Origin of the sequence: Pseudomonas medicaginis, assembly GCF_965119365.1 — a bacterium.
In the GTDB taxonomy this organism is placed as follows: Bacteria; Pseudomonadota; Gammaproteobacteria; order Pseudomonadales; family Pseudomonadaceae; genus Aquipseudomonas.
In genome coordinates this window covers 3,738,900-3,751,494 of the sequence record NZ_OZ221631.1, presented here as the reverse complement: position 1 = coordinate 3,751,494, position 12,595 = coordinate 3,738,900, and the positions used below count along the sequence as shown (strand labels likewise).

The 12,595-nt window shown below is 60.7% G+C and carries 10 protein-coding genes and 1 pseudogene; 4 read left to right on the top strand and 7 right to left on the bottom strand.

Annotated features, from left to right (window positions below; all coding sequences use genetic code 11):
* Positions 1–60: 60 nt before the first annotated feature.
* Positions 61–1,368: a C4-dicarboxylate transporter DctA gene (gene dctA / locus ACMTA2_RS16420; protein ID WP_413790832.1), complete on the top strand. Its 1,308-nt coding sequence runs from the start codon at positions 61–63 to the stop codon at positions 1,366–1,368.
* A 185-nt stretch (positions 1,369–1,553) separates the two neighbouring features.
* Here the strand turns inward: dctA and ACMTA2_RS16415 are convergent, their stop codons facing one another.
* Together ACMTA2_RS16415 and ACMTA2_RS16410 are read right to left on the bottom strand one after the other, a co-directional pair.
* Entirely contained in the window at positions 1,554–3,002 is a 1,449-nt protein-coding gene (locus tag ACMTA2_RS16415) for an APC family permease (protein ID WP_413790831.1), read from the bottom strand.
* Between the two features lie 198 nt (positions 3,003–3,200).
* Positions 3,201–4,163, bottom strand: a complete 963-nt coding sequence (locus tag ACMTA2_RS16410) for a helix-turn-helix domain-containing protein (protein WP_413790830.1) — start codon at positions 4,161–4,163, stop codon at positions 3,201–3,203.
* A 215-nt stretch (positions 4,164–4,378) separates the two neighbouring features.
* On the opposite strand from ACMTA2_RS16410, the gene ACMTA2_RS16405 reads away from it, so the two are divergent.
* From ACMTA2_RS16405 to ACMTA2_RS16395, 3 genes are all read left to right on the top strand, one after another.
* Positions 4,379–5,752 (top strand): aspartate aminotransferase family protein, encoded by a 1,374-nt coding sequence (locus ACMTA2_RS16405; RefSeq protein ID WP_413790829.1) that lies wholly within the window; start codon positions 4,379–4,381, stop codon positions 5,750–5,752.
* Positions 5,753–5,796: 44 nt separating this feature from the next.
* The gene (locus ACMTA2_RS16400) at positions 5,797–7,251 is read left to right on the top strand and encodes an aldehyde dehydrogenase family protein (RefSeq protein ID WP_413790828.1); all 1,455 of its coding nucleotides are present in this window, start codon (positions 5,797–5,799) and stop codon (positions 7,249–7,251) included.
* Positions 7,252–7,357: 106 nt separating this feature from the next.
* The gene (locus tag ACMTA2_RS16395; protein ID WP_413790827.1) at positions 7,358–7,921 is read left to right on the top strand and encodes a cytochrome b; all 564 of its coding nucleotides are present in this window, start codon (positions 7,358–7,360) and stop codon (positions 7,919–7,921) included.
* A 3-nt stretch (positions 7,922–7,924) separates the two neighbouring features.
* On the opposite strand, the gene ACMTA2_RS16390 is transcribed toward ACMTA2_RS16395, so the two are convergent.
* The 5 genes and pseudogenes from ACMTA2_RS16390 to ACMTA2_RS16370 all read right to left on the bottom strand — a co-directional run.
* Entirely contained in the window at positions 7,925–8,062 is a 138-nt protein-coding gene (locus ACMTA2_RS16390; protein WP_413790826.1) for a hypothetical protein, read from the bottom strand.
* A gap of 369 nt (positions 8,063–8,431) precedes the next feature.
* On the bottom strand, positions 8,432–8,839 hold the full coding sequence (locus ACMTA2_RS16385; RefSeq protein WP_413790825.1) for a hypothetical protein: 408 nt from the start codon (positions 8,837–8,839) through the stop codon (positions 8,432–8,434).
* Positions 8,836–9,822 (bottom strand): acrylyl-CoA reductase (NADPH), encoded by a 987-nt coding sequence (acuI, locus tag ACMTA2_RS16380; protein ID WP_413790824.1) that lies wholly within the window; start codon positions 9,820–9,822, stop codon positions 8,836–8,838. Before acuI ends, ACMTA2_RS16385 begins: the two co-directional genes overlap by 4 nt.
* Positions 9,823–9,906: 84 nt before the next feature.
* A complete protein-coding gene (locus ACMTA2_RS16375; protein ID WP_413795669.1) occupies positions 9,907–10,740 on the bottom strand; it encodes an oxidoreductase in 834 nt (277 codons plus the stop codon).
* A gap of 303 nt (positions 10,741–11,043) precedes the next feature.
* A pseudogene (locus ACMTA2_RS16370) lies at positions 11,044–12,264 on the bottom strand (type I secretion system permease/ATPase); the annotation flags it as partial.
* Positions 12,265–12,595 lie beyond the last annotated feature (331 nt).

The window sequence follows — 12,595 nt, the reverse complement described above, 5'->3', positions numbered from 1 at the left end:
CAGGCGTCATCCACTGGCGCCAGCCACATGCCCATCACAAAAATAAAATGAGGTGCTTCCGTGGAAACTTCCAAATCCCGCTGGTACAGCCAGCTGTATGTGCAGGTGCTGATTGGTATCGTCATCGGCGCAGCAATCGGTCACTTTGAACCGCAATTGGGAGCCAAGCTCCAACCTTTTGCCGACGGCTTCATCAAACTCATCAAAATGCTGTTGGCGCCTATCATTTTCGGTACCGTCGTCGTTGGTATCGCCAAGATGGGCAGCATCAAGGAAGTCGGGCGGATCGGGGTCAAAGCGCTGATCTACTTTGAAATCCTTTCAACCATTGCCCTGGTCATCGGCCTTGTCGTGGTCAACATCGCCAAGCCTGGCGTCGGGATGAACATTCATATAGAGGCACTCGATGGCGGTGCTATTGCCAAGTACAGCCAAGCCGCCACGCAGCAGGGTGGCACGATAGATTTCTTTCTCAACATCATCCCGAGCACCTTCATTGGCGCCTTCTCGAATGGCGTCATGCTTCAGGTCATCTTGATTTCGGTATTGATGGGCATTGCCCTCGTTCAAATGGGCGAAACCAGCAAACCGCTGATCAATACCCTCGACTTGTTTCTGCAAGGGCTGTTCAAGATCGTGGCAATGGTGATGCGCCTGGCTCCGATCGGTGCCGGTGCAGGGATGGCGTTCACCATAGGCAAGTACGGAATTGGCACCTTGCTGTCACTCGGCCAGTTGCTGATCGCACTGTACGTCACGACCTTGATTTTCATCGTGGTCATACTGGGCACGGTTGCGAGATGGTCGGGCATGCCGCTCATGCAATTTCTTCGCTATTTCAAAGATGAAATTCTCATCACGCTTGGCACCTGCTCAACCGAGGCCGTGCTTCCGCGAATGATGGTGAAGCTTGAAAAACTGGGCTGCAAGAAGTCCGTGGTGGGCATGGTGCTACCCACGGGATATGCCTTCAATGCGGATGGCACCTGCATTTACCTCACCATGGCGGCGATTTTTATCGCCCAGGCCACTAACACACCGCTGACGTTTATGGATCAGATGATTCTCTTGGGAGTCTTCCTGCTGACCTCGAAAGGTTCGGCTGGCGTGGCGGGAGCCGGGTTCATCACCCTAGCGGCAACACTCACCACCATCCACTCCATTCCGCTGGTAGGCCTTGTCCTGCTTTTGGGCATCGACCGATTCCTCAACGAAGCGCGAGCTGTCACCAATTTGATCGGCAATGGTATCGGCACTATTGCCATTGCCAAGTGGGACAATGCCTTTGACGTCGAAGCCTGCGAGCGTGAGATTGCCGCAATGAAGCACGAAAAGGCCGCGCGAAAAGCATTGCTGCCGCAAAAATAATCAGCAGCGTTTACCGGTCACTTCCATTTCACCCATGGCGATGGCCGGTAGTGATCTCGTTCCCAAGAATGTCTCGAATGAATTTGGTGGAGCCGAAAAGAAAATGCCCACATTTTATCGAGCAGCACCGCCGCCAGCAGATTGGGTCGACATCATGCCCTGCCGCCCCATTCTGCGGCCTGCTACTAGAGCTTGTGACTGCCCAGCACCAGATACCGCTGCGGTGCCGCCTTGCGCAGTCGCGCTGCTAGGAACACGCCAACCAGCAGCGCTGCGGGAATGATCGCGCAGAGGCCGTATGACAAGGCCTTGCTCGCGCCCGTCAGCACATCGAAATGCACCACCGCGATAAACAGCACCGCCAATAGCGCCAGGCAAGAGAAGCCCGGGAAAATCCGCCCACGCCAGATCCCCAGCTTGAGCTCGGGGTGGCGCCGGGCAAAGACCCAGACCGCCGCGGAAGTCAGCGCCATCAACAAAATCACGCACAGCGTCGCCAGGTTGGACAGCCAGGCGAACAGTTGCAGGATCGGATCGGCATCCATGGCAGCGAAAATCAGTACCACCACGGCGGAGATCAAGCTTTGCAATGCCGACCCCATGTGCGGGCTCTGGTGGACCCGATGGGTCGTGCCCAAGCGGCTGGGCAGCAAGCCGTCACGCCCGATGGCGTAGAAGTAACGCGCCGCGGCATTATGAAAGGCCAGCAGCCCGGCGTAGATGCTGACCATGAATAGCACGCGGATGACCTGGGTCAACTGCGGGCCGACAAAATGGTCGGACATGCCATAGATAAACGTCGTGGGGTCCTGCAAGGCCTGGAGCGTGGAGACGATCTTGTCCGCCCCGACACCGATCACCATCGACCAGACCGACAGCGCGTAGAAACCGCCGATCAACAAGACCGAACAGTAGGTGGCAATCGGGATCGTGCGTTGCGGGTTCTTGGCCTCTTCGCCATAGATGGTGGTGGCCTCGAAGCCGATGAACGCCGCGAAGCAGAACAGCAAACCGATCGACGGCGTGCCGCTGAACACGTGGCTGCGATCAAACGCATCGAGGTTGATGCCGCTGTCGCCGCCTGCCCTGAGAATGGCGAAATCCAGGAGCAGGATCGCCAGGTATTCGGCGATCACAATGACCGACAGCACCCGGGCCGACAGGTCGATCTTGCGGTAACCGAGAATCGCAACGCTGGCCATCGCCATCAGCGAGTACGACCACCAGGGCAGTACCAGGCCAAAGACGCTTTCCATCGTACCGCTGACCACGCCCCCGAACATGCCATACAGCCCGACCTGCAGGATGTTGTAGGCAAACATCGCCAGGACCCCCGCCGCCCCACCGGCCAAGCCACCCAGACCGCGAGACGTGAACGCATAGAAGCCACCGGCATTGGTCACGTGCCGGGACATGGTGGTGTAGCCCACCGAGAACGCCAGTAACACTAGCAAGGCCAGGATCAGCAACGCCGGTGTGCCGGCGCCGTTGCCCAGCATGATGCCAATGGGAAAACCGCCGGCGATGACGCTCAAGGGGCTCGCCGCCGAGACCACGAAGAAGATGATGAAGCCGACACCCAGGGCCCCACGCTTGAGCTCCGTGGAGCTGTTGACCGGGAGAGGTACGCTCATGTTTTCTTGACCTTATTGTATGAGGCAGGCGTTGTAGGATCGATGCAGTCAACCGCTCACCGTCACCGAATGGCGTTATTGTTCTTGTTGCACGCTGGATTCGATCCTATGCCGCTCCCCGAACACCCCACTATCCCAAATCGGTAACCAGAGACCTCTTCTCAAAAAAACAGATGACCGTTATCCATCCGCCCATATTCAGGCATGCGCGCGGTCGTTGATGGCCGCACGGGCCGTATGGGAAGGTAATTCGGCGAACAGTTCCTGATATTCCGCTGCAAAATGGCTGAGGTGATAGAAGCCCCATTGGGCGGCGGCATCGCCGATCGAGAGATGCGACGCCCGGGTGGACATCAAGGTCCGGCGCACACCGTTGAGCCGCACGGAGCGCAAGTAATTGATCGGGGTCGTCTCGGCAACCGAGCGGAAGCTGTTCTGCACGGTACGTCGACTCACCTGGAGTCGCTGGCACAACTCGTCCACGCTGGGCACATTGTTCAGTTCCGCGGTCGCCAGGCGATGGCACTTCTCGACAATGAAGCTGCGCGTGGAACTTGGCGAACGCTGCTGCTTATCACAGGCCGGGTCCGTCATGAGTTGCAGCAGCTCATCGAGCATGGCCTGTTCCAGCTCCCGATCTTGCGCATTGTCGAGTTCTTCGTTCGAGAGCGCCTGGGAGAATGCCGCCAGCATCCGACGTCGAGCGTCAGCGTAGCGTTGCGTGGGGAGCCTGATTACCGGTTGGCGGAGTAACTGGCTGATTTCCTTGGCCGACGCAGTTTGAGCCAACGCCTGTTCGAACAATTCACGTTCGAAGGTAATGGCCAGCAGCTCCATGCCCATCGGCATGTGGAACATGAACTCTTCGCCGCCATGAAGAAAGAACAGGCTGCTCTCGTCCACCTCCCGACCCTGCATCCGAATCGAACCCGGGACGGTGATGGGTACGGCAAAACACATTTTGCCTCGGGGGGCCACGCCATGCTGCACCACGCGTTGGTTGATCTGCTCGCGGAATACATGGCACCGCCCCGTCGTCAACTGGATGAGCGAACTCTCGGCCGAACCGGCGGTTAACTGGCTGTAATCCTGGTTCCACTCCTGGACGGTGGCGGCGTGGACATGGATGTCACGAAAATGGCTGATGTTCTGATTTTTCATGATGTCGAAAGCCTCGGCCAAGATTCTTGTTTTTAGAATGCCTTGTTACGCGATATTCTCACGTTAAGAGAATTCTGCAAATTTTCTTTGCTTCATGTCAGCGCTCTGGTACTGACGCTCTAGGCGGCGCGTCCAATGTGCCGATTCGGGCTACCGGCCAGGAACGGGCCACGGGGATGATCGGGGCACTGAAACCGACATCCTGAGAGACCGTCATGATTGAAGCCAAGCTAGAATCCCTCCATTTCGCGGATGCCCCGCGGATAACCTCCACCATTCCCGGCCCCAGGACCACCGAGGCCCTGGCGTTGTCGGCGCGTACCGAATCCATGGCTCGTGGCGGCGGACGGATGCCCGTGGCCATGGACCGGGCGTTCGGTGCGACCTTCAAGGACGCCGATGGCAACACCTACATCGACCTGTCCGCTGGCGTGGGCGTCAGCAGCGTAGGTCGCTGCCACCCCGAAGTGGTACAGGCCATTCGCGAACAGTCTGAAGTGCTGATGCACGCCTTGGAGGTCAATAGCACCCGGCGCACCGAACTGGCCGCCAAGCTCTCCGAGATCGCACCCGACGGCTTGCGCGGCGACTGCATCACCTTCTTCACGCAAAGCGGCAGCGATGCGCTGGAGGCGGCGATCAAGTTCGCCAAACGCGTCACCGGACGGCACCAGATCATCGCCTTCCACGGCGGCTACCACGGCGTGTGGAACGCTTCTGGTGCGCTGACCACAGGCACGGCCTATCGCAAGGGCTACGGTGCCCAGATGGGGGGTGTCATTCACGCCCCCTACCCTTATGCCTACCGTTTTCCCTTCGACACCACCCACAAGAGCGCCGAGCAGATTGCCGGTGAGTACGTGGATTACCTGCTGAACACCCCTTACACCGCCGCCGATGACGTGGCTGCCGTGATCGTGGAACCGGTACAAGGCGAAGGCGGCTACGTGCCGCCCTCGCCAGAATTCCTGCAGCTGTTGCGCAAGGCCTGCGACCGCAGCGGCGCGCTGCTGATCGTCGATGAAGTGCAATCCGGCGCCGGACGTACCGGCAAGATGTGGGCGGTCGAGCACTCCGGCGTGAAGCCCGACATGCTCACCTTCGGCAAGGGCATTGGCAGCGACTTGCCAATGGCCGGCCTGATCATGCGTTCGGACCTGGCGGCGGCGATTCCTGATGGATCAATGCCCAACACCTTCGCCGCCAACTCGTTGTCCGCGGCGGTGGCGCTGACCAACATCGGCATCCTCCAGGACCCGGAGCTCGATCTGATCAACCGCGCTCATACGCTGGGGCTGGAAGCGCAGGAACGCATCCGTGGCTTCGACAGCCCATTGGTCGGTGAAGTCCGCGGTCGCGGCCTGATGATCGGGATCGAGCTGGTCGAGGACCCGGTCACCAAGGCGCCACTGGCACCGGACAAGATCGGCCAACTCATGGGTTACCTGTTGAGCCACGGGGTACTGATGATTCCCTGTGGACGCTACAGCAACGTGATGCGCGTCATGCCGTCGCTGACGATCTCACGCGCGCTGTTCTTCAAGGCACTGGACATCTTTGGCGACGCCCTGGCCTCCCTCAAGGGATGAGGTGTGTATACCCCGACTATTCCACATCACTCAGGGACTGCAAGATGACTCAACACTTGAACCACTTCATCGAAGGCGCGTCCTTCGAGGCCTCCGACGGCCGTCGCATCACACTCGTCGACCCCGTGACAGAACAGATCTACGGCAGCTGCGCGCGCGGCACCGCCGAGGACGTGGACCGCGCCGTAGCAGCGGCACTCACCCAACTTGAGGGTGGCGCCTGGAGCCAGCTCGACGGCGCCCAGCGTGGCCGGCTGTTGTCGAAGCTGGCGGACCTGGTGGAGCGCGACACCGATGTGTTGGCGGACCTGGACGCCAATGCCATCGGGCGCTCACCGATCGAGCCGCGCCGGCTGGACGTCCCCAACGCTATCGCCAACCTGCGCGCCGCCGCTGGCTGGGCCAATCAGCTGGAGGGCCGCACCATTCCCACCGGCGGCTACTTCGGTACCAAGGCCCTCTCGTACACGGTCCGCGAGCCGGTGGGCGTGGTCGGCGCCATCGTTCCCTGGAACTCGCCGCTGATGATCACGGTCTGGAAGCTCGCCACCTTGCTGGCAGCCGGCTGCACCGTGATCGTCAAGCCTTCGGAAGAGACGCCACAGTCTGCCCTGCACCTGGCGGCGCTGGCTCAGGAAGCGGGCTTTCCTGACGGGGTGATCAACGTGGTCACCGGCTACGGCAACGAGGTGGGGCGCGCCTTGTGCGAGCACCCGCACGTTGCCAAGATCAGCTTCACCGGCAGCCCCGAGGCCGGACGCGAAATCCAGCGCACCGCTGGCGTACTTTTCAAGCACGTGGCACTGGAGCTGGGCGGCAAGAGCCCACAGATTGTCTTCGACGACGCCTCGTTCGAGGACGCGCTGTTCGGCTGCTCGCTCGGCCTGTTCGCCAACCAGGGACAGATCTGCGCGGCTGGCTCGCGCATCCTGGTCCAACGCAACATCGCTGATCGCTTCGCCGCGGCGCTTGCGGATGCCGCGCGAGCGGTCAAGGTCGGCGATCCTCGCCAACCCGACGTACAAATGGGACCGGTGGCCAAGAAGGCGCAATGGGATCGCGTCAACCGTTACATCCAACTGGGCATCGACCAAGGTGCCACCCTGTTGGCCGGCGGCGTATCGAGCCCTGAGCGGGGCTGGTTTGTCCGGCCGACGATCTTCGCCAACGCCCGCAATGACATGGCGATCGCCCGGGACGAGATCTTCGGTCCCGTCGGCACGGTGATCACATTCGACAGCGAAGATGAGGCGATCGCACTGGCCAACGACTCCACCTACGGCCTGGCGGCCACGGTCTGGACGAGCGACCTGGTGCGAGCCCACCGCGTCGCCGCGGCGGTCAAGGTCGGCGCCGTGGGCATCAACTGCTGGAGCCCGCTGGACGCCAACCTGCCCTGGGGCGGCGTCAAGGCCAGCGGCGTTGGCCGTGAAGGCGGGTTTGGCGGCGCGTTGGCCTATACCGAGGAGAAAGTCATCACCGTACTGCTACCCAGCTGAGAACAAAAAACCGCACTGACCGGACCACCCTCCAAGCCCCTGTGTCGTAGAGGGTGGCCGTTCAAACGTGCATTCCGATGCCTTGATGATCGATGGAGAGACCGCGATGAATCCGGTAAATCAAACAACAGTTGATCGGTATCCGACGTCCCTGCGTATGTTGCACTGGGTGCGTGCCGTGCTCATCGCCGGCCTCCTCTGGGCAGGCTGGCACATGACCGGGCTCGATGACGAAGTGGCGAGCAAATATGAGCTCTACTACCCGTGGCACAAATCCTTTGGGGTGCTGGCGTTTCTGCTGGCCCTGATTCAGATCACCCTGCGGGTGCGCACTCCCAGGCTGCCGCAGCCACCAGAGACACTGGCCCGGTATGAAAGAGTTTCGTCAAGGCTTGCGCACCGTACTTTGTATGCACTGCTGGTGATCGTGCCGTTGATGGGCTATTCGATGTCGAGCACCTACACGATGAGTGACGGGGTGTTCTTTTTTGGGGTGAACCTTCCCGAGCTGCTGGGCAAGAATGACGACTGGTTCGCTGTCTTCCAATGGCTGCATAAAGTGCTCGCCTACACCCTCCTCGGCCTGATCGTGGTGCACATTGCCGGCGCCCTCAAGCACCGGTTCTTCGACCGGGACCCTCGAAGCGACGTCCTGCGCCGTATGCTGTGACTGTCACTGCTCCAGGCCCTTGCCGCTACGACACTCACTGGCTTGGCCGGCGCGGCACAGGCTCATTTCCAGATGATCTACCTCGAGGAAACGGCGCTGCAGTGCGCAGAAAAACTCGAGTTCGCCCTGGTGTTTACCCACCCCTTCTCCGGTGGCCCCACCATGAACATGGGTCCACCTCGCGCCTTCAGCCACACGAGCTCCTACGGAGGAGAAAAAATTGATCTGCGCAAATACTTGCGCCCCGTCGAGTGCCAGAGGCGCGACAACCGAACGACGGCTATCGTGCCTCGATTCCACGGGAGTTGGTGCGCTCACTGGGTGACCATATCTTCGTCCTCGAACCCGAGCCCTAACTGGAGACCGAGCTCGGGAAAAACGCCTTCGGCCAGCAAGACCATGTCACAGCCCCCAAGCGTCATTCAAAGCCCAGAGCACCTAAGCGGACGCCCAAGGTATCCTGACCATCGGCCTGCCCCGGGCCGGCTGGTGGGGCTCACCCTCAGATGTTTACCAGTGAGTCTTGGCCCTTCCTTCAGCACCTGCGACAAACAAGAACGCCAGCGCCAGGGCAACTTCGACCAGCACCGCCGGCAAGATGCCCGACTCGACATTGTCCATGGCCCATTCGACCAGCCCCAGCAACGCCAGCAGCGAGCACGTAGTGACGAACCCCGCCACCACGGCGGTTCGTCCTGGCGACGGCGGCGCATTGCGGGCCAACAACAGCGCAACCCCAATGCCCGCGTAGAGCGGTGCCGCACGCCGGCCTACCAATCCCGTGACACCGCCATCGAAAACCACACCCCAATTGGCCAGCAACGCGGCCGGCGCGAACAGCCAGATGGCCGCCAACACGAAAAACAACAGTGCCGAAAAAGTCGTCAGGTAGCGGAAGGCGCGGGAAGCATTGTTCATGCGTTCACGTCCACGACAGTGCGCCCGCGCACCTTGCCTTCCAGTACTCGAGCGGCAACGGCCGGCACCTCTGCCAACCCAACCATTTGGGTGGTGCGGGTCAGCTTGCTCAAATCAAGGTCCTGGGCGAGTCGCGACCATGCCTGCAGGCGCACCGCTTGCGGAGCGTTGACCGAATCGATACCGGCCAGGGTCACGTTGCGCAGGATGAAAGGCAGCACCGAGCCAGGCAGATCCGCGCCCTGGGCCAGGCCGAAGGCAGCGACAACGCCGCGATACTGGGTTTGAGCCAAGGCATTGGCCAGAGTGTGACTGCCCACCGAATCAATGACGCCAGCCCAGCGTTCCTTGGCGATCGGTGCGCCCGGCTGCGACAAGGTGTTGCGGTCGATGACCTGCGTCGCCCCAAGGTCGCGCAGGTAGTCGCCCTCCTCTAGCCGTCCGGTCGAGGCGATCACTCGATAGCCCAGGTCCGACAGCAGTGCGATAGCCACCGAGCCGGCGCCACCGCTGGCACCGGTGACCAGGATATCGCCTCGATCAGGGGTCAGCCCGCCATGCTCCAATGCCAGGACGCTGAGCATCGCCGTGTAGCCCGCGGTGCCGATGGCCATGGCCGCCTGGGTCGAGAATACTTGAGGGATCTTTACCAGCCAGTCACCGCTCACCCGCGCCTTCTGCGCAAAACCACCGTGGTGGGTCTGGCTCAGCCCCCAACCGTTGACCAGCACACGGTCGCCGGCCTCGAACCCCGGGTGGCTGGACGTCTCGACGATACCGGCGAAGTCGATGCCCGGAATCAGCGGAAACTGGCGAATGACGGGGGAGCGTCCGCTGAGGGCCATGGCGTCCTTGTAGTTCACGGTCGAGAACTTGATCGCGACAGTGACGTCACCGGGCATCAGGTCCTCGTCCTTGAAGTCGACCAGATGGGTCGAGATCGCTTCGCCGGTTTTGGTCGTGAGCAGCGCCTTGAATGTCATGGTTTTTGTCCTGTTCGTTCAAACGGATCGTCATCGCTGCCCTGCAGATGCAACAGACACGGCAACGGGTATGGCCAGGCCGAGTCAGTGTGCCTGAGAAGGCCGTTTGGTTTCGAGCTGCAGCGCCCTGCGGATGCCCGTGTCCAGCAAGCGCGCCGGAGCGAAGCTGCGCATGAACTGCAACTGGCCGGCCGCTTTGCCAGCGGTATAGCGCAACTTCGGATGCTCGGCACGCGCGACCTGGAGTACCACCTCAGCCACCACGTCGGGGCCGTCGGCGGTCGCCATGGCCTGGTTCACCACTTTCGTCACCTTTATCCGAATGTCTTCGTACACGTCGAGCTTGGCATCGGGTTGGAGGTTGTTGCTCTCGAATTGAGTCTTGGTATAGCCGGGCTCGACGACGGTGACCCTGATGCCGTGGGTGCGCAATTCGTGATCCAGCGCTTGCGAATAACCTTCCACCGCATGCTTGCTGGCTGAATAGAGGGCTGCGTAAGGAACAGGCACGACGCCGAGGATTGAGCCGATGTTGATGATGCGGCCGGCACCCTGGCGTCGCATGTGCGGCACCACCGCGCGCGTCGTGCGTACGATGCCGTGGAAGTTGGTATCGAAAAGGGCCTTGGCCTGCTCGACAGAACTCTCCTCCGCTGCTGCGGGCGCGATGCCGAAGCCGGCATTGTTGACCAGCAGATCAATGCGCCCCTCCAACGTCAGCAACTCGTGAATGGCAGCTTCGACGCTGGCATCGTCGGTAACATCTAGCACCAACAGTGGGAACCCCCGCTGCCCCGCCTGCCCGCCTCGTCGACTGGTGCCGTAGACGCTGTAGCCTGCGGCCACGAGCTTGTGCGCAATGGCTTCCCCGATACCGGATGAAGCGCCGGTCACTAACGCTACGCGTTTGTTGATCATCATGAATGTCCTTCCGGTTATCGACGTTATCCGGTCAGAGATCGCAACTGGGGTCCTGGATCATCGACCGGCAGCCTTATGATGATGATCATAATCGTAACGGTCAATATTTTTGATGCTGATCGACATCAATAATACCGACGGCAGCACTGCTCCAACACTTGAATGAATCAGTGCGCATGAAATCAACGAATTAATAAGGCAGTCGACGAACTCGTGGCGAGGACGCTTGTTCGCGCTTGAACGGAAACGGTTCCGGGCCCTGAATTCTTTCCCGCAGGGCCCGAAACCGTTACATCAAGCGAGGTACGGCCCCAACTCCTCCCTACGCCATTGGCGGATGTCCGCGCCGTCCAGACGTACGGTGCCGGCCAGGCTTGGCCAGACGCCGAGCAGTGCCCTGGCCAGGGTCGACTTTCCGGCGCCGCTGGGACCAATGATGCCCACTGCTTCGCCCGCGGCGACCTGAAAGCCCACGCCGCGAATAATCGGCTTGCGAGCGTCGGGGGATCCGACCGAAAGGCCCTCGACGCGAATCGCCCCCTCAGGAGCCGGTAGCGACATGCGTTCAGGCTCGGCGGCAATCTTGAGCAGCAATTCGTGCAGCCGGGCATATTGCGAGCGGGCCCCCAGAAAGCCTTTCCATACGCCGATCAACTGATCGATAGGCGCCAGCGCGCGCCCTAGCAAAATCGAGCCGGCAATCATCAGTCCGGACGAAATCTCGTGATTGATCGTCAGATAGGCGCCCAGGCCCAGCACCAGCGACTGAACGATCTGCCGGAATGTCCTGGAAACCGACGTCATGGTTGCGGCGCGGTCGCTGGCCAGACTTTGCAGCACAAGGACCTTGTGGATTCGCCCACTCCAGTGCTGGCGCAGGCTGGCAAGCATGCCCATGGACTGCACCACTTCGGCATTGCGCAAGCTCTTGTTGGTGAAGGCGGTGGCCGCCATCTGTTCGCGGTTGGCCGCTTGCAGCGGTGAGTGGGTAAGCTTTTCGTTGGCAAAGGCCAGCGCGCCCAGCAACGCTGCACTCACGACCCCCATCCAGCCGTACCAGGGATGAAACATGAACATGACAGCCAGGTAGATCGGGATCCACGGCGCGTCAAAAAACGCAAACAGGCCGTTGCCGGTCAGGAACTGGCGCAAACCGTTCAGGTCGCTCAAAGGCTGGGCCGTGGCATTCATGCCACTGGTATTGAGCGCCTGCTTGAAACTGGCGTCGAACAGACGCTGGCTCAGCAGCGTGTCCAGGCGAGTGCTGATCCGCACCATGATCCGCGAACGGACCCACTCCAACCCTCCCATTGTGATCATCAACAGCAACATGATCAGGGTCAGCATCAACAGCGTCGACAGGCTGGCGCTCCCTACCGCGCGGTCATATACCTGCAGCATGTAGAACGAAGGAACCAGCATCAGCAAGTTGACGAAAAAACTGAAAAAAACAACGGAAAGAAAACTACCTTTGCAAACGGCAAGGGCGCCTTCCAGTTCGGTCCTGGCGAGGGCTGACATGGTTCATTACCTGAGGTCCGATTCTGATCAAACCTGAAAAATCACAAGGGCACAGGTGCGTGAGCGCCTGGAATATCTTTCGGCGGGACACCACCGGAGCGCCCGCACAATCGGATCTACCGCGCTGTATCGGCACGTTTGGGCGGTTCTTAAGGGAAATTGGCGTAACGGGTATGGGTCATGCGATTACGTCGAGGTTGTGTTGAGGAAGCCTGGTAGCGAGCTTGCTCTCGATAGCGGTGGATCAGCTCCCAGGGCCGGCATTTCGAAGTGAGCCGCCGCAAGCGCGGAACCATAAGCGGCCGTTACCGCAGCTACGGATATACACACC